The sequence below is a fragment of the Mammaliicoccus sp. L-M44 genome (assembly GCF_022386355.1).
GTDB lineage: Bacteria > Bacillota > Bacilli > Staphylococcales > Staphylococcaceae > Mammaliicoccus > Mammaliicoccus sciuri_A.
Genome location: NZ_JAJNIU010000004.1, coordinates 132,820 through 156,669, shown reverse-complemented (window position 1 = coordinate 156,669; position 23,850 = coordinate 132,820). Strand labels below are relative to the sequence as shown.

Below are 23,850 nucleotides of genomic sequence, written 5' to 3'. Positions count from 1 at the left end.
CATACAAAGGGGATTCGAGCATGGGAAAAATAGGTAGGAATGGCAAGATTATTTTAATATTTCTATTTTTAGCGGGTGTTATTAATTATTTAGATCGTTCTGCACTTTCAGTAGCAGCACCGTTTATACAAGAGGATTTAAAATTAACACCAGGTCAAATGGGTATTATTTTTAGTAGTTTTTCAATTGGTTATGCAATATTCAACTTTGTTGGCGGTGTAGCTTCTGATAAATTTGGTGCAAAAATCACATTGTTTGTTGCAATGATTGTTTGGTCACTATTTAGTGGTGCGATCGTTTTAGTAGTCGGATTTGTAAGTTTGTTTATTGTCCGAATATTGTTCGGTATGGGTGAAGGTCCATTAAGCGCAACCATTAATAAGATGGTTAATAACTGGTATCCACCTTCAAAACGTGCAACAGCTGTAGGACTAGCAAATAGTGGTACTCCTCTTGGCGGTGCTATTTCAGGTCCAATAGTAGGGTATATCGCTTTACATTTAGGTTGGAGAGTATCTTTCATAGCTATTATGGTCATTGGTATAATTTGGGCTATATCTTGGTGGTTCTTTGCGAAAGAAAAACCAGATTATATTGAAGAAACTAAAATTGATGAAAAAGCAGATATAGCACCAGTTACTACATTTAAATTGGGATATTATTTAAAGAATCCTACTGTGCTCTTTACGGCATTCGCTTTCTTTGCTTATAACTATATTTTATTCTTCTTCTTAACATGGTTCCCAAGTTATTTAGTTGATGCTCGTAACTTAAGTATTGAAAACATGAGTTTAATTACTGTTATACCATGGGTTTTAGGATTTTTAGGTCTAGCAATGAGTGGTATCGTTTCAGACTTTGTTTATAAACATACTGTTCAAAAAGGTGTGCTTTTCTCTAGAAAAGTTGTTCTGGTTATTTGTTTATTCCTTTCAGCTGTGTGTATCGGTATTTCAGGAATAGTCACAACAACAGCTGGCGCTGTAACGTTAGTTGCCTTATCTGTTTTATTCTTGTATTTAACAGGCGCAATATATTGGGCAATTGTACAAGATGTTGTAGATAGTAATAATGTTGGATCTGTTGGTGGCTTTATGCATTTATTAGCAAATACTGCTGGTATTGTTGGTCCAACTATTACAGGTTATATTATTCAAACAACTGGAACATATACAGCTGCCTTTTTACTTGCAGGTGGATTAGCAGTGATAGCTTCTATAGCCGTTATATTCTTTGTTAAACCAATTGCAAAACCTGAAGGTGTATAAAATCGAGTAAAGGATGGGTGAAATAATGGAAGGATTACAACAGATTATTTCTTCTGTGAAAAAAGATGAATTACCTGAATCAGAAATCATAAAAGTGTATGAAAAATCTCTATTCAAAGAAAAAGATACAAGTATTATCATTATTAAAGCTGAAAATGAAAAGTATTTATTAGCAGTTGGTAATGATCATTTATTTCAAGACCTTAATGGTGAAGAATATGGTAATGATGCAAAATTGTGCCCATTAACTCATGAAAATAGATTAGTGTTAAACGAATATTTTGATTTTACAAAACCGAGAGCATTTGGTCAGAATGAAACAACGATAGGTTTAGGCGATAGATTAGGTCTTGCGACACCTGGACATGTTGAAGCTGTACGAACTTCTAAAATGAGACCAGTTTTTGCACAGCAAAGTATTAGGGAATTAGATTTAACAAATAGAAAAATGGAAGATGTTATCGATTCAGCAGCATACAGTGTTATACAAGAAGGTTATACAGATGGTTATGGTGCTGATGGTGATCATCTTAAAGAAGAAAGTGATATTAAACATGAATTAGAGCTTGGTATTTCGATGTTGACTTTAGATTGTTCTGATTACATTAGAAATGATGTTGATTTAGACAATCATGATGAAGTAGAAGATGCCTATCAACCGTTTAATCAAGAGATAAAGCAATACTATGAAGATAAGTACCTAGGTAAGTCTTATCAAATCGAGCATAATGATTTAGTGTTTGATAAACACGAACTTATGAAAGTTGTCGTCGTTTATCATAAAGCAATTGAATACATGGTTTATATATACAAAACTTACATCGAACCTTTAGATAGAGATATTGATTTTGAAATTTCTATTGATGAAACAATGACGATTACAACACCTTTTGATCACTTTTTCGTATCAAAGGAATTATATGATCAAGACGTGCAAGTGACAAGTTTAGCACCAAGATTTTGTGGAGAATTTCAAAAAGGTATAGATTATATTGGTGATATTGCTCAGTTTGAACAAGAACTTGAAGTACATGCTAATATTGCAGATTATTTTAAATATAAATTAAGTATTCACTCAGGTAGTGATAAATTTTCTGTATTTCCTTTAATAAGTGAAAAGACGCATAAACGTTTCCATATAAAAACAGCAGGTACTAACTGGTTAGAAGCTGTGCGCTTAATAGCCATACATGAACCGAATCTATATAGGAATATACATCAATATGCTTTGGATCATTTTGCGGAAACGCAAAAATATTATCACATCACGCCTAATATTGAGAATATAAAACCAATTGAGCAATTAACTGAAACGCAATATAAATCTTATTTAGAAGATGATAATGCGAGACAACTCCTACATGTCTCATATGGGTTACTTCTGACTGTTAAAAATGATAATGGTCACTATATTTTTAAAGATGATATATATGCCGTTTTAGAAAAATATGAAGATGAATATGCTGAATTGCTTAAAAATCATATTGGTAAACATTTGGAACTATTGAACTTTAATTCAAAATAAAAATGAAAGAAAGTGTATAATATGAAATCAATTGTTTGTGAAGAACCTGGGAAAATGATTATTCAAGAAACTAAAGAACAAAGCTTCATAGAAGATGACCATATATTAATTAATGTAAAACATATTGGAATATGTGGAACAGATATTCATGCCTATGGTGGCAATCAGCCATTTTTTGAATATCCTAGAATATTAGGACATGAATTGTCAGGGATCGTTAAAGAGATTGGAAAAAATGTTGAAGATATTTCGATAGACGATAAAGTTACAATCATACCTTATGTCCATTGTGGAAAATGTTTAGCTTGTCGTAATAATAAGACGAATTGTTGCCAGAACATAGAAGTAATTGGTGTACATAGAGATGGGGGTATGACAGAATATTTATCAGTTCCAGCTCAAAATGTGATTAAAGTTAACGATTTACCGATTCATATGTCTGCTATGATTGAACCTTTAAGTATTGGTGCACATGGTGTCAATAGAGCAGATGTCCAATCAGGTGAAACAGTATTGGTTGTTGGAGCTGGTCCAATCGGTTTAGGTGTTGCTCGTTTCTCTAAATTAAAAGGTGCAAAGGTTATTGTCGTTGATCTTAGTGCTGAAAGATTAGAATTTTGTAAAGAATGGTCTGAGTGTGATGAAACAATAGTGGTTAGTCCTTCCATTATTGACGACATACTTTCAGTAAATGATAATGAATATCCAACAATTGTGTTTGATGCAACTGGGAATAAGAAGTCTATGGAACAAGCATTCAATTATGTTAATCATGGCGGTAAAATAGTCTACGTCGGTTTAGTTAAAGACACTATTGAATTTGTAGACCCAGATTTTCATGCTAAAGAAATAACACTTATGGGAAGTAGAAATGCGACATTAAATGATTTCGATTTCGTAATTGAGCAAATTCGACAAGGTAAAATAAAAGAAAGCTATTTTACTAAGCATATTAAATTCGAAGATGTCCCAGTATTTTTTGAGCAAGGGAAGTTTCAAACGAACAAAACACTTATAGAACTTTAAATTCAAACTCATTTTAGTAATTTTGCTAAAGTGAGTTTTTTTGTGCGCAATTTTAATTTATATGCAGTCTTTTTACAAATGCAGAATTGTAAAAGAGGTTAATTCATTACTTTAGTAACGCGATAGTTTATAATGAATGATATTTTAATGTCTATTGTAATGGACAAACAAAAGTAAAACGCTTACATATATTTGTTTTATGATAAAGCTACAGGGAGGTTGTAAAAGTCATGGAAGGTGATAATCAAGAGAAGTTAATTCATTACTTATTAAATGCGCATTCGTTTGTCGATTCGAATCGATTGGCGAAACATCTAGATGTTTCTACTAAAACGATTTATCGACTTGTTAAACGTATAAATGATTATTATAAAGAGCCTCTTATTATATCTGAAAAAGGTAAGGGCTATCGTATTGATGATAAAGAATATATTGAACAGCATGAAACGGGGCAACTTCATCAAAATGATTTGTTTTCTCCTATTGAAAGACGAAATATGATGACAAAAGATTTATTGTTAATCTCCCCTAAATCGATATCTATCTTTAATATTATCGAACGTTATTATATTTCTGAGAGTGTTTTGAACACAGATGAGAAAAAAATTGAAGAAATGTTAAAACGTTTTAATTTAAATTTAGAAAGAAAGAATCGTCATTTATCTATAAATGGTGATGAAAGTGATATTCGAAATGCATTGTTAGAACTCATTGGAGATGGGCAACTGTCTAATTTTTCTGCATATAATGTTATCGATCAAAATGAAGATAAAGATGCACATTTTGTGCAAGAACAAATAAATAAGATTGAGAGTTATAAAGATATGATTATTCCTTATCCTTATAATGTGAACATTTTCTCTCATTTATATATTTTAATCATGCGCTTTAGAAAAAGAGGTGTGATCAAACAAGACAAAGATAGAAAGACACCTGAATTGATAAAGTTGAAAAATGAGTATCAATCATTTTATAGAATGAATGACATGGTAATTGGCAATGTTGAACATTATCTTCATACTCAATTACCTGAAAATGAACGGATTTATTTGTTTGAATATCTTATTTCTTCCAGATTTGAAACGCAAAATGTTCAACATAATCAAGAAGATATGCAATATTCACAAGAAGTCATCGATATAACAAATGCATTGATAGATGGTGCGAGTCAGGAATTAAATCATTCATTTAAAAATATTGATTTAGAGCAGCAACTTCTTAAACATATTAAACCAATGCTTAATCGAATTGAACATGGGTTAAATGTCAGAAATGCTTTAATAGAACAAATTAAAATTGAATATCCACATGTTTTTACAGTTATACGACAAATTTCAGATCAAATTTCTGAAACATATCATATTAAAAAAATGAATGATGATGAAATAGGCTTTTTAACATTGTATTTTGCAAAAGAACTTGAGAGAAATCCTAAGAAAATACAAACACTGATTACTTGTACTACAGGCATAGGTACTTCTGAATTATTGAAAACAAAAATAGACAGAAATGTACCTGAAATTGAGATTGTAGATGTTAAATCTTCTTTTGATTTACAAGAAGATGACTTGCATAAAATCGATTTGATTATTTCAACTGTTCATATACCTGAAGTAAAGCAAATTCCAATCGTAGTCATCAGCGCAATGTTTAATAAGAATGATCAAATTAAATTGCGAAAGATGATAGAAATGTTAGGTGATAACAATGAATGAATCGTTATTTTATGAAATTAAAACAACTAACACAATGTATCAAGATGTCATTGAAGAAATAGGTAGTCAGTTAAAGAAAGATCAGTACATTCAGTCTGAAAGTGTTTTTATTGAAGAAGTACACGAGCGAGAACAACATGGGAATATTGAAATTTTTCCAGAAGTGATTTTACCACATATTCAAAGTGAGAACATTTTAAAGACTAAAATATTTTTAATAAAAAATGAGACAAATCTTATGAACTGGCATGACCAGTCATTGAAATTGATTATTTTGTTAAATCTTAAACCACAAGAAGATCAAGCAGTATTGCAAGACGTTCAAGCATTTATGAGGAATTTAGCAGACGAAGACTTTGTAGAGTCATTATTATAATTGGAGGAATGAAATATGAATATCGTGAGTATTTGTGCTTGTACAGTAGGTATTGCACACACATATATCGCAGCTGAAAAGTTAGAAAAAGCAGCTGAAAAGAAAGGTCATAATATCAAAATTGAAACACAAGGGACAATAGGTGTTGAGAATGAATTGTCACCAGAAGATATTAAACAAGCTGATATCGTGTTACTTGCTGTAGATGTAAAGGTAAGCGCTAAAGAAAGATTTGAAGGTAAAAAAGTCATCGAAATACCGACAGATGTCGCAATAAAATCTCCAAATAAATTAATAGAAAAAATCGAACAAATTTCACAACAATAAAGGAGATGCCATATGAATTTAATAGATGTATTAGATGAGAACACAATCTTAACAGAACTTGAGACAAATAATAGAGAAGAAACTTTAGAAACACTCGTTCATTTATTTGATAAAGAACAATATATAGACAATTCAGAAGCATTTTTAGAAGCGGTTTATAAAAGAGAGTCTGAAGGCGTAACAGGTATAGGTAACTTTGTGGCGATTCCACACGGGAAAAGTAGTAGCGTTAACAAAGTTGGTATTGCAATTGCCGTCTTAAAAGATGAAGTAGAGTGGCCATCTTTAGATGATACAGGTGCGAAAGTCGTTATTTTACTTGCAGTTGGTGAAGATAGCGACAATTCTAAAGAACATTTGAAACTCTTATCATTAATCGCAAGAAAGTTGAGTAATGATGAAGTGATTGAACAATTATTAAATTCTAAAAATAAAACAGAAGTTGTAGCAATATTATCTAACTAACAAAGGGGGAGATAACGTGAAAACATTTTTTAATCAGTTGAATATAAAAGGTCATTTACTTACGGCAATATCTTATTTAATTCCAGTTGTATGTGGAGCGGGATTCATGATTGCAATTGGGATGGCGTTAGGTGGAGATTCATCAACAGATTTAACGAAGACTGGCTATTCATTCTGGGATGTACTAGCAACATTAGGTGGTGCTGGACTGGGCATGTTACCAGTCGTTATTGCAACAGGTATCGCTTATTCAATTGCTGATAAACCGGGTATAGCACCTGGCCTTGTTATTGGTTTAACAGCTAATGCAGTTGGATCAGGTTTTATCGGAGGATTAATAGGTGGCTTCTTGGCAGGTTATCTTGTTGTATTAATTATTAAATATATCAAAATGCCAAATTGGGCTAAAGGCTTAATGCCGATGCTTGTAATTCCATTTATTGCTTCGCTTGTAGGTGGACTCATTATGGTCTATGTAATCGGAGCACCAATTACACAATTCACGCATATTTTGACGGAGTATTTACAATCTCTAAGTGGTACTTCTAAATTAATTTATGGCATTATCATCGGAGTATTAGCAAGTGTCGATTATGGTGGTCCAATTAATAAGACAGTATTTGCATTTGTATTAACACTACAAGCACAAGGTATTCATGAACCTATAACAGCATTGATTGTCGTTAACACAGCTACGCCAATTGGATTCGCATTTGCATATTGGATTGGAAGATTAATGCGTAAAAATATTTATAAAAAAGTAGAAGTAGAAACATTAAAAACAGCATTCCCAATGGGGATTATTGAAATTGTAGAAGGTGTCTTACCGATTGTCTTAAACGACATTATTAGATGTGTTATTGCTACAGGAATCGGTGGAGCAGTAGGTGGCGCGATTTCAATGGTGATGAACGCTGACTCGAAAGTACCGTTTGGTGGCATGTTAGCAATTCCAACAATGTCTCAGCCATTAGGTTTTGTCATCGCTATCGTTGCAAATGTTATTGTTACAGCTCTAGTACTTGTGCTACTTAAGAAACCTGTAAATGAATCAGAAGAAATGGTCGATGAAATCGAAGAAGATGATATAGAATTAGGCGATATTAAAGTATACTAATGGAGGTTTAACACATGGAGAATGTAAAGTTTTCACCATCATTAATGACGATGGACTTAGATAAATTTAGCGAGCAGATTACATTTTTGAATCAGCACGTAGAATCTTATCATATAGATATTATGGACGGTCACTATGTCCCGAATATTACACTGTCACCTTGGTTTATTGAACAAGTGAAGAAAATTTCTGACGTACCTATTTCTGCGCATTTAATGGTCACAGAACCTTCGTTTTGGGTGGATGAATTATTAAAAGTAGATACAGATTATATATGCATACATGCAGAAGTCATCAATGGTGTTGCTTACCGATTGATTCATAAAATTCATGATCATGGTAAAAAAGTAGGAATCGTATTAAATCCAGAAACACCCATTGAAGTGATTAAACCATATATTCAATATTTAGATAAGATTACAATTATGACCGTTGATCCAGGGTTTGCTGGAGAAAAATTTATCGATGAAACATTAGATAAAATAGTAGAATTAAGAAAGTTAAGAGATGAACATCAATACAAATATTTAATTGAAATGGATGGTTCTTCAAATAAGAAGACATTTAGTAAAATTCAAAAAGCCAATCCAGATATTTATATATTGGGAAGAAGCGGGCTATTTGGTTTAGATGAACGTATTGACGAAGCATGGCACAAAATGATAGCAGACTTTAATAATGCATTAACTGAAGTATAACTAATAATACCGCCACCTGAGTTGGACGACAACTCAGGTGGCGGTTAAATTATATTTAAACTATTTAATTATATCTATTAGTTCTTTCTTAGATGCTGACCTTGCCGGTATCCAACCAAATACAATACCAATTAATGTTGAAACGCCGACAGCAAGTAAAATAGAACCTAGACTCACAACACTTTGAACCATATCAGGCGTAACGGCTTCTACAAGTTTAGAAATCAAGATACCTATGATTAATCCGATAATGCCACCGATCAGACATAGCACGATACTTTCTATTAAGAATTGTATTTCAATGTCTCGACCTTTAGCTCCAAAAGCACGTCTTATCGCAATTTCTTCTGTACGTTCAGCGACTGAAATATACATAACGTTCATCACACCTATACCCGCAATGAATAATGAAATACCTGCTACTGCTGCAACAAAGTACGTAATCGCATCGAATACTTGCGTGATACTTTTCATGATTTCTTCCATATCTGAATACTGATAACTACCTTCGCTCATACCTGAACCTCTTTTATTTAAGAGCTTAGCTGCCTTATTAGCAATTTCTTTTTTGTTATCATCGTTATCTACTTTTAATTCAAGCTGTGGAAGTTCCTGACTTAAGTCGTCCATATATCGATTGAATGTTTCGCTAGGCATATTCACTGTATTTTCATACATAGGATTATTGACGATTCCTACAATTTTAAATCCTTGGTCATCTATAAATAACGTCTTACCAATCGCGTCACCTTTGAACGCTTTTTTAGCGATCGTTTGATCGATTGTGACGACTTTTTCTTTCAATTCATTATCTGATTGCGTGAATCCTTTACCTTCAGATGCATTGTCGACATGGTCTTTCTTAAAGATATTGATGTCAGATTGCTTTTGTGAATTGGTCATTTTTGCCCCATAACTTTGACTGTCATCTTCTATAATTTTAGCGTCTGTGACACCGTCTATTTGTTTGACGAGATCAATATCTTGTTTGTCGAATGGATTTTCTTTAGAGCCTTCCATATTTTCAGGCATGAAGCTAATCATAGCTTGTCCTTTACTCGCACCCGTATCTGCAAATTCATCAGATGCCGTCTTTTTAAATCCATTACCTAAAGACATAATAGTAATGACGGCAGCTATACCGATAATAATACCAATCATCGTAAAGATGTTACGGCGTTTATTCTTCATGATAGATTTGAGAGAGACTGATATGATATTCGGTAAGTTCTTCATTCTATCACCTCTTCTCGCTGAACACGGCCATCTAATATGTGTATCACGCGATCAGCTTGTTCAGCTACTTTACGATCATGTGTAACGATAATCATGGTTGTATTTTGTTCGCGATTAAGTCGCACAAATAAATCCATAATATCTTTAGAAGTTTGAGAATCAAGTGCACCTGTTGGTTCATCAGCAATAATGAATTTAGGTTTATTGACAATCGAGCGCGCGATGGCAACACGTTGTTGTTGACCACCCGATAACTTATTCGGTACAAGATGTTTTTTATCTGCTATTCCAACGTCTTTTAAGACAGATTCAACACGTTGTTTACGTTCTTTTGAAGACATACCTGAATATAATAGGGGGATACTAACATTCTCCATAATCGTATTATTTTGTATCAATTTAAAATTTTGAAAGACAAAACCGACTGTTTTATTTCTAATAAAGGCAAGTTTATTATCTGAAACTTGTTGATAATTCTCATTATCAAACAGATATTCACCTGTGTATCCTCTATCTATAAATCCTAAAATATTAATCAATGTACTTTTCCCAGAACCTGAAGGGCCCATAATCGCGATAAATTCACCTGTATCAATAGATATATTAATATTTTTCAATATATGATTTGTTTCTTCTCCGTTTTTAAAGTGTCGATTCACATTAACTAAATTAATCATGATGCTATCTCAACCTTTTCACCATTATTTAATGTTTTCTTAGGTGAAATGATCAGTTTATCTCCAGATTTAAGTCCTTTCTCAACATATATTTCACCATTTTGTCGTTTAATATTAATATGTCGTTTATGAACTTTATGATTTTTATCGACAACAAATACATGGTTACCTTTTGTTAATACAGACTTAGGTAATTTAATCGTATCTAAAGGAATCTCGCCTTCAGTTGAGAAACCACTACGAACAGAAATGTCTAATTTACCAATCGTTACTTGGTATTTAGAATTACCTTTTCCAACACTTGGATTATTAGAAACAGGATTAGATGTCTGCGTTGTTTCACTTTCTGGATCAGCAGTATTCATCGATTCACTTTGGTTACTATCATCATAACTTGTAGGTAATTCAGAAATCTTTGTCACTTTCCCTTTACCTTCTTCACCAGTACTGTTCACAGTTACATTAACTGCATCGCCAACCTTAATTTTATTAATATCAAATTCTGAAACAGAAGTTTTGATTTGAGGTTCTTTCGCAACTAATTTTAATATCGCTTCACCACTGTTAGCGTCAGTATCATTCTCCATTTCAACTTTACCATCAAAAGATGCATACATACTTTCGTTCACTTGACGATCGTACTGCGATAATTGTTTATTAGCATCATTTAATGTATTTAAATCTTTAGATAAAGTGTTTTGTAAATCATTATTGTTCGGTTGCTGATTAATATTTTGGTAGTCTTGATCCACTTTGTTTTGTGCAGCATTTACTTTATCTTGTAAATCTTGGCGTTTTTGATCATTCACATTATAGTTAATCAATTGATCACCTTGTTTAACAGATTGACCATCTTCAACAACTGTACTCACAAATTCACCTAACTGATCATTATTGTTATAAGTTTTAATTTTTGTAGGTGCAGCCTTACCAGAAATACTTAAAGGAGATTCATTTTTAACTTTATATGTATCATAACCGTCTTTTTTATCGTCTGTGTCATTTGTCGTTTGTTTTACAATAAGGGCAACAACAACTAACAAAATGATAACGATAATCCCTATTATCCAAAATAATTTACGCTTCAACTTATTCCACTCCTATATATTTTTATTCTCACATGGGAAATGTTATCACAGTTAGGAACAATAAAAAATAATACTTATGAGATTTAAGAATATTAAATTTGTAATTAATTATTCATGAGTTTTTATGTAATTCACAAACAATAGTGGAATCAAACATGAGTTTTAGAGCATAAAATTAAAAATATCCATAAAAAAGCACAAAAAAATAACCATCGCTAACTTTGATACACTCCCCTAAAAGCAGACACTTTAAATATAAAAAGTGGACTATATTAGAGGAGTGTATTTTTATGACTATAAATAAAATGCCTTTAGAAGAACGTATTAAATTAGTAGAAGATATAATTGGTGGTAATCTAACAAGATACAGTGCAGCAAAAACCCATGGGGTTTCTAGTGCTACATTACAAGAATGGGTAAGAAGATATAAAGCATATGGTGAAGAAGGACTAAAACCGCTTGGTAAAAGAACTAAATATACTTCTGAACTAAAAGCAATGGCAATAGAAGATATTTTAGAGAAAAATATTCCACCATATAAAGTTGTGAAAAAGTATGACATTAGTTCTATAGCAGTTTTAAAGTTTTGGGTAAAGAATTATAATAAAGGAAAATCTAACAAGCACACAGGGAAAGGCTTTTCCACTATGAGCAAATCGAGAAAAACAACTTTATCTGAACGTATTGAAATCACTGAAAATACTATAGCTAAAAATTATAACTATCAAGAAGCTTCCGAGGAATATGGTGTTTCTTACCAACAAATATATAACTGGGTTAGGAAGTATAAAGAGAATGGTATAGATGGATTAAAAGATAAACGTGGGAAAAACAAGCAGCAAGAATTATCAGAAATAGAACTAATAAAATTAGAAAACAAAAAGTTAAAAACAAGAATAGAATACTTAGAAATGGATAAAGCGATCGTAAAAAAGTGGCAAGAGTTCAAGTATCGAAACAATCATTTTCACTAGGTCATAAAGAACATTTATATCAAATGATATTTGAGCTCAATAGAGAACGAAATTATAGTATCAAAATGTTAAGCGTCTAGAAGTGAGCCGTAGTGGCTATTATAAGTGGTGTAATAAAGAAGTTTCTAATAATGAAAAACGTTCTAAGTTAATTGCGAAAGAAATTAAACGTATATTTGAGGAATCAAAAGAAACCTTCGGTGTGGTAAGAATACACTATGCTTTAAGAAGAGAATGTAATCTAAATATTAATATAAAATGTATTAGAAGGATTATGAGAATTCTTGGTTTACAAGCACAAATCAGGAAAAAGCGTCCTAATTGGATTAGAGTCAAACCACATTTTACAGCTGAAAATATATTAAATAGAAACTTTGAAGCTAAAAAGCCTAATCAAAAATGGTTTACTGATATTAGTTATTTAAATTATGGAAAAGGTCAAAAAGCGTATATTAGCGCTATAATTGATCGGTACGATTTAAGTATAGTGGCTTATAAAGTAAGTAAACGTAATGATTTAAAACTCGTTATGGACACATTAAGATTAGCCTTACAAAATAACGATGTATCTAATACAGTTATACATAGTGATCGAGGTTTTCAATATACTTCTAAGCATTACAAGAAATATTTAGATACAAATAATGTGAAAATTAGCATGTCAAATGCAGGAAGTTGTTTAGATAACCAACCGATAGAAGCTTTTTGGGGCACGTTGAAATCAGAATATTACTATAGAAATCAATTCAGTACATATGAAGATCTTGAAACAGGAATCAGCAAATATATAGATTTTTATATGAATAAAAGATACGTTCCAAAATTTGATGGATTAACACCAAATGAATATCGGAACGTATCTTAATTAAAGTTTTTGTTTTTAAGTTGTCCACCTTGACGGGAGTGGTTTACTTTGGAGGTTTAGATGGTTATTTTTAACCTAATCAAAAATCCACCGTCTTTTTAACGGGCTCACAGGCAACGTGTTACAGCACGTTGCCTTTTTCATTTACATAATAGCATAATTTGGTATATTTTGTCTATTTATGTTGAGTGATTATATGAATCTTTAATTTCCATAGTTCTTTAAGAAGTACATGAATATCATATTCTATGCAAAAATTAAATAAAGGTTATAAAATTTAAGAATATTAATTATATAATTAACTATTTTATTAATGATTTATGAATGTTAACCTTAAATTATACAAAAAGCAAAGGAGTATAGTGATGAAACATTCAAATTTATTATTTGCACCAACTTTAAACAACTATAGAGAACGACCTAAATGGTTGTTAAATATGATTTTGGTCATTATTTTATCAGTTGCTTCAATATGGATTACTTCAATAACAAATGATCTTACTGCTGATTTAAAAGAAGCTGGATTAAGTGAAACAGAAATTGATCAAATGTCTACATTTACTACAGTATTTGCATACATAGGTGGTATTTTAGCACCAATTATAGGCGTTGCTTTTTCATTTCTAATTTTTCTTATTATCTCAAAAATTATGAAATCTGATGTGAAAGCTTCAAGTTTATTTGCAGCTGCAACATTTGTAAAATTAATTACAACAATCTTCAATCTCATCGTTATAGCTATTATAGCAATTGTAGGTTTAGATCCAGTTAAACATTCTATTACAAGTTTGGCAGTATTTAGTCAAAGTAATGACTATCTTGGTGTATTTGATTTATCAACATTATTAGCAGCATATTTATTTGGAGTTGTATTATATGCAACAAGTAGATTTAAAGGAAAGACAGCAGTAATATGGACTGTGATTTATCTTGTTGTTGTAATTGGACTAGGTTTAATTCAAGCAAGTATATAAGGAATTGATTAATAAAGCCCGTTTTCAACAAAACGGGCTTTAAATATTATTTATAGTTTTTCAAGTAATACGCGCCACCTAAAAGTCCGACAGGAATTCCAAATAAAGGTGTGATTAGGACGCTTAAGATAACAACCGCAAGGAGTACAACTGCGATATTATAACCTGTTAATTCTAACTCAAGTAAATCGTTGAAACTTTTCTGAAGTAATTCTTTTACTTTCATGTTTAACCCTCCATTGATATTTTATCTATAATTTATGTGAAATTATTCATTTCATATTATACCATCTCATATAATTACTGGTAAAACAGAAGTCATTTTCATCTCTTTAATATATATGATTACCATAAATATATATAAAATGTTATATTTATATTGTAAAGAAATATATTATGAATATCATAAGTTTTTGAGTCTTTAAAATAATATTATCAACGAAAGAGGTATGTCACATGGGTTTTTATATAATGTTACTTTCATTTATATTAGGTTTAGTTATTGTAGTAGTTGGTATAAAACGTAGAAAAGAACATAATATTTATAAAGGATCTATAGTTGTTGGTGCGGTTCTTATTATCTTTGCTATTTATTTAGGATGGCCAAAATAAAGAATAGTGTACTAAAGGGTGAATCTTTATGAAACAAATTATTTTATTAATATTAATAGCAGGTATACTTCCAGTTATCGCAACTAATTTAGAAGGAAGTTTAACCAACTTATCTGCTGTATTATGGGGAGTTTCAATATTTCTCTTTATAATTGCTGCATATAAAGTAGTAAAAAGGGTCATAAATTGAGGTGGCTCTTTTAAAAAATAAACGATACACTCTATAACTTTATCTCTTATTTAAGTGAAAAGTGTCGGAGTGTATCGTTATTTTATATTTACATATTTTGAGCTTTTAACTTTTTAGAAGTGATGATATTGACGATTAACCATACGAGTTGTGTTAAGAATGGAATTATAAAAAGTGTTGCCATGATACCTATAGAGAACCATTTTAATTCTGTTGTTTGCACAGCTCCAGTGGCATCGACTTCTCTAAACCATAAAAAGATTGAGAACGTTAAAAATGCACCGACTTCAATGATTGTTAATATCCACCACAATATCCAAGATACTTTCATGAGAATGCCTCTTTTCAGTATATTTATAGAATATAATATTATATATTACATTATCATTCGTTTAGTATATTAGCAATATGAATCAAATTTTTATATATTTAAATTGTTATCATATATTTAGGCGGTGATTCATATTGAAATATGATGATATTATTCAAAAAACTATATTCTGGATAGAAGACAATTTACAAGAAGATATAACTACTAAAGATATAACGAATATTGCTGGCTTTTCAAAATATCATTTCCATAGAATATTCTTAGCATATACTGGAGTTTCATTTACAAATTATATTAGGAAAAGAAGAATTACTCAGTCAGCTCAAATGTTATTAAATTCAAAGTATAAAATTATAGATATAGCTATGTATTATCGATTTGAATCTCAAGAAGCTTTTACTAGAGCATTTAAAAAATATTATGGATTACCTCCTGGACAATACAGAAAAATAATGAAAGATGTAAAAATAAAAGGAGGAAAATATAATATGAAAAATGATATTAATGGTTGGTTTCTAAGTGGTAGTAATCCAGATGATTATGTAATGAGTATTGATGATGAAGTTGTTTATCAAGGGAAAGTTTCAGCAAGGTTAGAATCAAGAAATAATAAGAAAAATAATGGCTTTGCTACTATGATGCAACAGTTCAATGCTAAGAAGTATCTTAATAAACGAATGAAATTATCAGCATTTATTAAAACAGATAAAGTTATTGAATCTACTGGCTTGTGGATGAGAGTAGATGATAAATATGAAAATATTTTGCAATTCGATAATATGTCGAATAGACAAATTAAAGGTACAAATAGTTGGAATATTTACTCTGTAGTATTAGATATCCCCGAACAAAGTGAAGTGATTTCTATGGGCATTTTATTAAATGGCTCTGGAAAAGTTTGGATTGATAATATTAAATTTACAAATGTAGATCTAAATATACCTTCTACAAATATGTCCATGGAGAGAAATTTATTAGATGAACCAATCAATTTAAGTTTTGAAGATTAATATGAGTTTGAGGAGGGTTATAGTGGTTAAGAATTTAATGGAATGGGTTGCGTCTATCGTTGTTGCTATTGTTGTGGCGTGGCTTATTACGACTTTTTTATTTAGTAGATATGAGGTGCATGGACAGTCTATGTATCCTACGTTTAATGATAAAGACAATTTGATTGTTAGTAAAATTTCGAAAACGCTTGGTACGATTGATAGAGGTGATGTGATTATTTTTCATGCGAATGAAGAAAAGGATTATATTAAGAGATTAATAGGTGTACCTGGTGACACTGTCAGTTATAAGAATGATCAATTATATATCAATCACGAAAAAGTTGCAGAACCTTATTTAGATTTTAATAAGAAACATAAATTCACGGAGTATTTAACGGAAAACTTTGATGTTTCAGATACAAAAAATTCTGATGGTGAAAAAGTAATTCCAGAAGGTAAATATTTAGTCCTCGGTGATAATCGTTTGAATAGTAATGATAGTCGCCAAGATGTTGGACTCATTACCGACGAACAAATTGTAGGGAAAGCTAAATTAAGAATTTTACCAACGAATAATATGAAAAATGACTTTTACGCTGATTCGTTTGATCAAGTAAATGAGAATTGATTGGAACAATATGCTAAACTTTAATTAACTGCATGAAGACTTTATAGAATAGGATGAGGCTAATGTCATTTGAGATTGAGACTTTAGATAAAGAGAAGAATATAGATTTGATTACACTCTATGATGAGCGTTCAAAGATTCAATTTACGAATTTTGGTTTGCGGATTGTCGATTGGAAAATTGATGGTAGATCCGTTATCCTTGGTCCGACTGAAAGCGATGATTTAATAGAATATTATGAGCAAAATCCTTATTTCTTTGGTGCGACCGTTGCAAGATATGGTGGCAGAATTGAAGATGGTCAGTTTGTATTAAATGGTGAGTCCTATCAGCTTGAACAAAATGATGGTGTTCATAATTTACATGGTGGTTCTAATGGTTTATATACTCAAGTGTGTGATTATGACATTGTTAATGAAGATGATATTGTCCGCATTGTATATCATGTAGAATTGAAACATTCAGTTGATCATTTCCCAGGTGATATTAACATGACCGTAACACATCAATATGATTTAACAAATTTGAAATGGACAATTATATATGAAGCAACGAGTACTGAAGATACTTTATTGAATCCGATGAATCATGTATATTTTAATTTGAATGATACAAATGCATCTATTGAAAATCATCAACTTCATCATAACGTTCAATTCTATCCGCTTAAGGATAATCAAATTGTAGAATCTCTAGATACAGACAATATTAATGTAGAAATTGGGAAAGATAGTATAACTTTTAAAGATATATTTGAAAGTGGATTACAACAAATCAATCAATTTAATGGTATTGATCATCCAGTGACATTAGAAGATGGCACTTTCAAAGTGTCAAATGATGAATTGGAACTTGAAATGACGACTGATCAGAATGAAGTGGTCATCTTTACATTGAACGAAGTAGATTGGAATGATCATCAAGACTCTATTAATGTACATAGTGGCTTTACATTAGAAACGCAATCATTACCTAATGATATTAATTTATTAAATGAAACAGCACCATCAATTTTAAGAAATGGCGACACATTTAATAGTGTCACAAGTTATCAAATCAATTATAAGAAATAGTATATATAATAGAATACAATCATACTTTCATAACCAACCTTGTTTAGAAGCGTTGGTTATGAAAGTATTTTTTATGTCTTGTTTATCAATGACTTTCATAAATAATGTCTTTTAATTTTAAAATAGCAGGTTCGATATCTTCTCGATTTATTTTCGCAAACCCAATAATGAGTGTCTTAAAGGGTGTATTTTCAGGTTCATCAGCCATGAAACGTCTAATCGTATATAATTCTATATCGTGGTCATGCGCCTTCTGTTCAATATCTTGATACCTTAAATCTGTCTTAATATTAATTAGAAAATGAAGTCCTGCCTCCATGTCGTAAATTGAGACGTCTTCTTTAAATGCTTTTTTTAATACTTTTAGAAAAAGCTCTCTCTTTTCAGTATAAGTATGATGCATCTTACGAATATACTTCTCATAGTTTCCAGATTTAATAAACAAATGTAGCGCGTAAGCATTTATTAAGCTTAAATCTGTAATGGATGTATCTGTTATCGCATCGAATTTATATAAGAGTGGATATGGTAAGACCATATAGCTTATTCTCAAACTTGGCATTAATGTCTTCGCGAATGTACCCAAATATATGACACGTTCATTCTTATCTAAACTATATAATGAAGGAATATTGTCTGTACCATATTTATATTCACTGTCATAATCGTCTTCTATAATATATTTATTATGTTCAGTTACCCAGTTGAGTAATTCAATTCTTCTTGAAATTGGCATAATCGTGCCTGTTGGAAATTGATGTGAAGGTGTTGTCACGACAAAATCAGGCTTTGCCTGTTTCACATGTTCAACAGATAACCCTTTGTTGTCGAGTGGAATATTAACGACATCCTGTCCCATGCCGATAAATAGCTTTCTCATTCGTGAATACCCAGGATTTTCGATAGCAATTTTTTGATTATTTGAAAATGCTTTGAATAAGCTGCTCAATAAGTTCGCTGTACCTGATCCGACAATGATTTGTTCAGGGTAACAGACGACACCTCTTTTGTATGAAATCAATTGAGCTATTGATTTTCTTAGCTCAAGCGGACCTTTATATACAGGGATTTCTGACATTTCATGTTTGAAAAGGTGAAAAGCTTCTTTCACATATTTTGACCATAAGTCTATTGGAAATTGTGAGATGTCGGTTGTCATATGCGATAAAGAATAACGATATGAAGATTTAATTTGAGTTGGGTTATTGTTTAAAGGTTGCGTAATATGTTGATCTTGAATGATTAACTTATTTAATGCTTCAACAAAGTAACCTTGTCTTTCCTTTGTGTAAATATAACCCTCAGCGAAAAGTTGTTCATAAGCATTCTTAACAGTGTTAATACTGACATTTTGATCAATTGAAAGTTGTCTTTTAGATGGTAATTTTTCGTGACTGTTATATTTCTGAGAGAGTATATCTTGTTTTAATTTGAGATAAATTTCTCTATATTTGTAAGTTTGAGTCATATAGTTCGCCCCTCTGGTACTATTAAAAATTAAAAACTGGTACTTTTCATTATACCAATCTTTTTTTAATATGTACTAAATAAACAATAGGAGGGATTTTGATGGGTAAGACTCAAGAACAATTAGAATCTTTACGTAACGAATATGTAGCAAGAGGTGTCAGTAATGGTAATACACATATTGCTGATTTTGCAAAAGGGGCAACAGTTACAGATAAAGACGGTAAAGAGTGGATTGACTTTGCAGGAGCAATCGGAACGTTAAACGTTGGTCATTCACATCCTAAAATAACTGAACATTTAAAAAACGAGCTTGAAAGATTTATTTTACCTGGTTTCAATGTGATTATGTATGAAAGTTATATTAAATTAGCAGAGAAATTAGCAGAAATTACACCAGGTGACCATAAAAAGAAAACAGTATTACTAAATTCTGGTGCAGAAGCAGTAGAAAACGCTGTGAAAATCGCTAGAAAATATACAGGTAGACAGCAAGTTGTATCATTTATTAGAGGCTTCCATGGTAGAACAAATTTAACAATGTCTATGACAAGTAAAGTAAGACCATACAAATCTGGGTTTGGCCCATTTGCACCAGAAGTATATCAAGCACCATATCCTTATTTAGCAGACAAACCTGAAGGATTAAGTGATGAGGCATACATAGATTCAGTCATTAAAGATTTGAAGAATTTCTTTATCGCAACAGTGGATCCTTCAGAAGTGGCATGTGTTGTGATTGAGCCAGTACAAGGTGAAGGTGGATTTATCATTCCAGATAAGAAATTTATTCATGCATTAAAAGACATTTGTGAAGAACATGGCATCGTATTTATTGCAGATGAAATTCAAACAGGCTTTGCACGTACTGGTAAGACATTTGCAATTGAGCATTTTGATGTTATACCAGATTTAATGACTGTATCAAAATCTCTAGCAGCAGGATTCCCATTAAGTGGGGTTGTAGGACGTAGTGAAATTATCGACAGCCCAAATCCAGGCGAAATTGGTGGTACATATGCAGGAAATCCACTTGCATGTGAAGCAGCATTAAAAGTAATTGAAATTATTGAAGAAGAAAACTTAAATGCTAAAGCTGAACAACTTGGTGCAACGATTCAATCAAGATTAGAAGCATTTAAATTAGAACATTCATTTATAAGAGATATTCGTAGATTAGGCGCAATGGTTGCAATGGAAATTATTGATCCAGAAACGCAATCACCTGATAAAGTTAAAACGTCACAAATTGTTAAAGCAGCAAATGAAAATGGTTTATTATTATTATCAGCTGGTATTAACGGAAATGTGATTAGATTTTTAGCACCATTAGTCATTACAGATCAAGAATTAAACAAAGGATTATCAATCTTAGAATCTAGTCTTTAAGAAATTTGACTAATAAAAATGGGGTATAATTATGAATTCTCAATTTAATAAATCAATGAATATAGCAGACGTATTATTTCTCGCGATTGGCGCCATGCTTGGATGGGGCTGGGTTGTTCTTTCGGGAGAATGGATTTCAAAAGCAGGATTTCTAGGTAGTATTATCGCATTTGTAATTGGTGGATTATTAGTAATTTTTATTGGATTAACATATGCAGAGCTTGCCTCTGCAATTCCTGAAACAGGTGGCGGATTTGTCTTCGTTAAGAAAGCATTTAGTCCAGGTGTAGCATTTATATCTGGTTGGTCAGTGTTATTTGGCTATGTATCTGTCATTACATTTGAAGCAGTCGCATTGCCAACTGTTATAGATTATGTCATACCATTTGAACATTCTGGTTTATTATGGAATTTAGCTGGATGGGATGTTTACTTAACTTGGGTACTTATCGGTTCTATAGGTAGTGTTATATTAACGTCATTAAACTACTTTGGCGTTAAACCAGCTGCAGTTATGCAGACTGTATTTACAATATTTATTGTAGGTGTCGGTTTATTATTATTCTTTGGTGCAGGATTCAATGGTGACTTTACACATCTTAAACCATTATTTAATGGTGGTGTAGGCGGAACAATGTCTGTGCTAATCATGATTCCATTCCTATTTGTAGGGTTCGATGTTATTCCACAAATAGCTGAAGAAGTAAAAGCACCTTCTAAAAAAATTGGTGGTATTTTAGTTATCTCTATCATAGCATCTGTTATCTTCTATTTATTAATTGTGTTTGGTGTTGCAACAGGTTTAACACCGAGTCAATTAAATACAAGTGAATTAGCTACAGCAGATGCAATGGTGAATTTATTTGGATCAAGTGGATTTGGTATATTACTCGTATTAGGTGGAATTGCTGGTATTATCACAAGTTGGAATGCATTTATTATCGGTGGTAGTCGTATTTTATATGCGATGGCGAAAAATAATATGATTCCTAAGTGGTTTGCATACATTCACCCTAAATACAAAACACCAACACACGGTATTATATTCCTTGGTGTATTAGCATTTGTTGCACCATTATTAGGTCGTCCTGCATTAGTATGGATTGTTGATGCTGGTGGCATCGGTGTTGTATTAGGTTATTTCTTAGTTGCTTGTGCATTTTTAAAATTAAGAAAAAGTGAACCTAACTTAGAAAGACCATATCGTATTAAAAGTGGTAAAGTAGTCGGTTGGATTGCTGTTATTTTAAGTATTGCATTTATCGCAATTTATTTACCAGGAATGCCTTCATCACTTATTTGGCCACATGAATGGATTATCGTATTCGTATGGTATGGCATAGCAGCAGTCTTATATTTAACAAAATCAAAAGGGGATGAAGTATTTGAAACAGCTAAAAGTATACAATCCAGCAACGAATGAAATCGTTAAGTCGATTCCTTATACTTCTGAAGAAGAAGCTATTCAACAAATTGATAAAGCACAAGTTGCATATGAATCATGGCGCGAAAAAGACGCACATGAACGTTCATCTCTTTTATTAAAATGGTATCAATTAATTGATGAACATAAAGAAGAATTAGCGGAATTAATTACATTAGAGAACGGTAAACCTTATAAAGAAGCATTAGGCGAAGTTGCCTATGCGAATAGTTACATTCAATGGTATCAAGAAGAAGCAAAACGTATTTATGGTAAGACAATACCTGCTAATCAAAAAGGTAAAAAGATTATTACTGATCCGTTTCCTGTAGGAGTTGTTGGTGCAATTACACCTTGGAATTTCCCAGCAGCAATGATTGCGAGAAAAATGGCGCCAGCATTAGCTGCAGGTTGTACAATTGTTTGTAAACCAGCTTTAGAAACACCATTAACGACGATAAGAATGGTTGAATTGGCACATGAAGCGGGTATCCCTGAAGATGCCATTCAATATGTTGTATTAAGTGGTAAAGACGCAGGTAGAATATTTACTGAAAGTCCAATTATACAGAAAATAACATTCACAGGATCTACACCAGTCGGTAAACATTTAATAAAAGATTCTGCAAATACAGTTAAAAATGTCACGATGGAATTAGGTGGATTAGCACCAGTTATTGTTCATAAAGATGCAGATATTGAATTAGCAGTTGATCAAACAATCGCGACTAAATTTAGAAATTCAGGTCAAACTTGTATAAGCGCAAATAGAATTTATGTACATCAAGATATAGAAGAAGCTTATACAGAACGTTTAACTGAAAAAGTAAATGCATTAAATGTAGGAAATGGCTTAGAAGAAGGCGTTGAAATGGGACCTCTCATTAATCAACAAGCTGTAGATAAAGTCATTGACCAAATTGAAGATGCTGTTCAAAATGGTGGAGAATTGTCATTACCATTAGAACAATTAAAATTAGGTGGAAATTTCTTAAAGCCAGTCGTTATTAGACAAGCTAATCTTGAAATGAAAGTGATGCACGAAGAAACATTCGGACCAATCGCAGCAGTCATGGCATATGAAGATTTAGAAGAGGTTATTAAAGTTGCCAATGATACCGAATATGGTTTAGCAGCTTATTTCTTCACGAATGACTATCGTACAGGATTTGATATTTATAAGAAGCTTGATTTCGGTGTGATAGGTTGGAATGATGGTGCGCCATCAGCAGCGCATGCGCCATTTGGAGGGTTTAAAGAAAGTGGATATGGTCGTGAAGGCGGTATCGAAGGTATCGAACCTTATTTAGAAACTAAATATTTATCAATCGGTAATATGTAAGAAATGAACCCCCTAAAAGTGACAACTTTTAGGGGGTTTTCATATGTTTCTATTTCTAGAATACATTTTAAA

The 23,850-nt window shown here is 31.7% G+C and carries 26 protein-coding genes; 20 read left to right on the top strand and 6 right to left on the bottom strand.

All coding sequences use genetic code 11. The features are described 5' to 3' along the window. Window positions 1–20 precede the first annotated feature (20 nt). The 9 genes from LQ611_RS03670 to alsE all read left to right on the top strand — a co-directional run bounded on the left by LQ611_RS03670 (window position 21) and on the right by alsE (window position 8,517). The gene (locus LQ611_RS03670; protein ID WP_103362056.1) at window positions 21–1,268 is read left to right on the top strand and encodes an MFS transporter; all 1,248 of its coding nucleotides are present in this window, start codon (window positions 21–23) and stop codon (window positions 1,266–1,268) included. A gap of 25 nt (window positions 1,269–1,293) precedes the next feature. Then, window positions 1,294–2,793: a tagaturonate epimerase family protein gene (locus LQ611_RS03665; RefSeq protein ID WP_107572856.1), complete on the top strand. Its 1,500-nt coding sequence runs from the start codon at window positions 1,294–1,296 to the stop codon at window positions 2,791–2,793. A gap of 21 nt (window positions 2,794–2,814) precedes the next feature. Then, the gene (locus LQ611_RS03660; protein ID WP_107572857.1) at window positions 2,815–3,819 is read left to right on the top strand and encodes a zinc-binding alcohol dehydrogenase family protein; all 1,005 of its coding nucleotides are present in this window, start codon (window positions 2,815–2,817) and stop codon (window positions 3,817–3,819) included. A 230-nt stretch (window positions 3,820–4,049) separates the two neighbouring features. Further along, window positions 4,050–5,534, top strand: coding sequence for a BglG family transcription antiterminator (locus LQ611_RS03655; RefSeq protein ID WP_119495329.1), 1,485 nt, complete (start codon window positions 4,050–4,052; stop codon window positions 5,532–5,534). Then, window positions 5,527–5,910: a PTS sugar transporter subunit IIA gene (locus LQ611_RS03650; RefSeq protein WP_107572859.1), complete on the top strand. Its 384-nt coding sequence runs from the start codon at window positions 5,527–5,529 to the stop codon at window positions 5,908–5,910. Before LQ611_RS03655 ends, LQ611_RS03650 begins: the two co-directional genes overlap by 8 nt. 15 nt (window positions 5,911–5,925) lie before the next feature. Next, a complete protein-coding gene (locus LQ611_RS03645; protein ID WP_037590079.1) occupies window positions 5,926–6,237 on the top strand; it encodes a PTS fructose transporter subunit IIB in 312 nt (103 codons plus the stop codon). 12 nt (window positions 6,238–6,249) lie between these two features. Beyond that, a complete protein-coding gene (locus tag LQ611_RS03640; protein WP_107572860.1) occupies window positions 6,250–6,702 on the top strand; it encodes a PTS sugar transporter subunit IIA in 453 nt (150 codons plus the stop codon). Window positions 6,703–6,718: 16 nt separating this feature from the next. Continuing rightward, complete coding sequence (locus LQ611_RS03635) at window positions 6,719–7,819, top strand: PTS fructose transporter subunit IIC (RefSeq protein ID WP_119495330.1); 1,101 nt, start codon at window positions 6,719–6,721, stop codon at window positions 7,817–7,819. A 14-nt stretch (window positions 7,820–7,833) separates the two neighbouring features. Then, window positions 7,834–8,517, top strand: a complete 684-nt coding sequence (alsE, locus tag LQ611_RS03630; protein WP_239709346.1) for a D-allulose 6-phosphate 3-epimerase — start codon at window positions 7,834–7,836, stop codon at window positions 8,515–8,517. Window positions 8,518–8,577: 60 nt separating this feature from the next. On the opposite strand, the gene LQ611_RS03625 is transcribed toward alsE, so the two are convergent. The 3 genes from LQ611_RS03625 to LQ611_RS03615 are packed head-to-tail and all read right to left on the bottom strand — an operon-like array spanning window position 8,578 to window position 11,518. Further along, window positions 8,578–9,753 (bottom strand): ABC transporter permease, encoded by a 1,176-nt coding sequence (locus LQ611_RS03625; RefSeq protein ID WP_107590831.1) that lies wholly within the window; start codon window positions 9,751–9,753, stop codon window positions 8,578–8,580. Next, the gene (locus LQ611_RS03620) at window positions 9,750–10,430 is read right to left on the bottom strand and encodes an ABC transporter ATP-binding protein (protein WP_107590830.1); all 681 of its coding nucleotides are present in this window, start codon (window positions 10,428–10,430) and stop codon (window positions 9,750–9,752) included. Before LQ611_RS03620 ends, LQ611_RS03625 begins: the two co-directional genes overlap by 4 nt. After that, window positions 10,427–11,518 carry an efflux RND transporter periplasmic adaptor subunit gene (locus LQ611_RS03615; protein WP_107590829.1) on the bottom strand — a complete coding sequence of 364 codons (1,092 nt, stop codon included), beginning with the start codon at window positions 11,516–11,518 and terminating at the stop codon, window positions 10,427–10,429. Before LQ611_RS03615 ends, LQ611_RS03620 begins: the two co-directional genes overlap by 4 nt. Window positions 11,519–11,808: 290 nt before the next feature. On the opposite strand from LQ611_RS03615, the gene LQ611_RS03610 reads away from it, so the two are divergent. The 3 genes from LQ611_RS03610 (at window position 11,809) to LQ611_RS03600 (ending at window position 14,331) form a co-directional block, all read left to right on the top strand. Beyond that, the gene (locus tag LQ611_RS03610) at window positions 11,809–12,492 is read left to right on the top strand and encodes a helix-turn-helix domain-containing protein (protein WP_107590828.1); all 684 of its coding nucleotides are present in this window, start codon (window positions 11,809–11,811) and stop codon (window positions 12,490–12,492) included. Between the two features lie 82 nt (window positions 12,493–12,574). After that, window positions 12,575–13,357 (top strand): IS3 family transposase, encoded by a 783-nt coding sequence (locus LQ611_RS03605; protein WP_107590827.1) that lies wholly within the window; start codon window positions 12,575–12,577, stop codon window positions 13,355–13,357. A gap of 365 nt (window positions 13,358–13,722) precedes the next feature. Continuing rightward, window positions 13,723–14,331, top strand: a complete 609-nt coding sequence (locus LQ611_RS03600; protein WP_158259029.1) for a YIP1 family protein — start codon at window positions 13,723–13,725, stop codon at window positions 14,329–14,331. 46 nt (window positions 14,332–14,377) lie between these two features. On the opposite strand, the gene LQ611_RS03595 is transcribed toward LQ611_RS03600, so the two are convergent. Then, a complete protein-coding gene (locus tag LQ611_RS03595) occupies window positions 14,378–14,557 on the bottom strand; it encodes a VraH family peptide resistance protein (RefSeq protein ID WP_107590825.1) in 180 nt (59 codons plus the stop codon). Between the two features lie 230 nt (window positions 14,558–14,787). Here LQ611_RS03595 and LQ611_RS03590 point away from each other — a divergent pair, with 230 nt between their 5' ends. Together LQ611_RS03590 and LQ611_RS03585 are read left to right on the top strand one after the other, a co-directional pair. Beyond that, window positions 14,788–14,943 (top strand): hypothetical protein, encoded by a 156-nt coding sequence (locus LQ611_RS03590; protein WP_037590088.1) that lies wholly within the window; start codon window positions 14,788–14,790, stop codon window positions 14,941–14,943. A gap of 28 nt (window positions 14,944–14,971) precedes the next feature. Beyond that, complete coding sequence (locus LQ611_RS03585; RefSeq protein WP_158259030.1) at window positions 14,972–15,133, top strand: hypothetical protein; 162 nt, start codon at window positions 14,972–14,974, stop codon at window positions 15,131–15,133. A gap of 88 nt (window positions 15,134–15,221) precedes the next feature. On the opposite strand, the gene LQ611_RS03580 is transcribed toward LQ611_RS03585, so the two are convergent. Then, window positions 15,222–15,464: a DUF3923 family protein gene (locus LQ611_RS03580; RefSeq protein ID WP_058610966.1), complete on the bottom strand. Its 243-nt coding sequence runs from the start codon at window positions 15,462–15,464 to the stop codon at window positions 15,222–15,224. 134 nt (window positions 15,465–15,598) lie between these two features. Here LQ611_RS03580 and LQ611_RS03575 point away from each other — a divergent pair, with 134 nt between their 5' ends. The 3 genes from LQ611_RS03575 (at window position 15,599) to LQ611_RS03565 (ending at window position 18,157) form a co-directional block, all read left to right on the top strand. Continuing rightward, entirely contained in the window at window positions 15,599–16,474 is an 876-nt protein-coding gene (locus LQ611_RS03575) for a helix-turn-helix transcriptional regulator (RefSeq protein WP_119489699.1), read from the top strand. 22 nt (window positions 16,475–16,496) lie between these two features. Continuing rightward, window positions 16,497–17,084: a signal peptidase I gene (gene lepB / locus LQ611_RS03570; RefSeq protein ID WP_107591037.1), complete on the top strand. Its 588-nt coding sequence runs from the start codon at window positions 16,497–16,499 to the stop codon at window positions 17,082–17,084. A gap of 62 nt (window positions 17,085–17,146) precedes the next feature. Next, window positions 17,147–18,157 (top strand): aldose epimerase family protein, encoded by a 1,011-nt coding sequence (locus tag LQ611_RS03565; protein ID WP_119489695.1) that lies wholly within the window; start codon window positions 17,147–17,149, stop codon window positions 18,155–18,157. 85 nt (window positions 18,158–18,242) lie between these two features. On the opposite strand, the gene gabR is transcribed toward LQ611_RS03565, so the two are convergent. Beyond that, window positions 18,243–19,625, bottom strand: a complete 1,383-nt coding sequence (gene gabR / locus LQ611_RS03560) for a MocR-like transcriptional regulator GabR (protein ID WP_107572869.1) — start codon at window positions 19,623–19,625, stop codon at window positions 18,243–18,245. Between the two features lie 101 nt (window positions 19,626–19,726). Here gabR and gabT point away from each other — a divergent pair, with 101 nt between their 5' ends. The 3 genes from gabT to LQ611_RS03545 are packed head-to-tail and all read left to right on the top strand — an operon-like array spanning window position 19,727 to window position 23,778. After that, complete coding sequence (gabT, locus tag LQ611_RS03555; RefSeq protein ID WP_107591035.1) at window positions 19,727–21,013, top strand: 4-aminobutyrate--2-oxoglutarate transaminase; 1,287 nt, start codon at window positions 19,727–19,729, stop codon at window positions 21,011–21,013. Between the two features lie 31 nt (window positions 21,014–21,044). Then, window positions 21,045–22,436: an APC family permease gene (locus LQ611_RS03550; RefSeq protein WP_107591034.1), complete on the top strand. Its 1,392-nt coding sequence runs from the start codon at window positions 21,045–21,047 to the stop codon at window positions 22,434–22,436. Continuing rightward, a complete protein-coding gene (locus LQ611_RS03545; protein ID WP_107565887.1) occupies window positions 22,399–23,778 on the top strand; it encodes an NAD-dependent succinate-semialdehyde dehydrogenase in 1,380 nt (459 codons plus the stop codon). Before LQ611_RS03550 ends, LQ611_RS03545 begins: the two co-directional genes overlap by 38 nt. The last annotated feature ends 72 nt before the right edge of the window (window positions 23,779–23,850 follow it).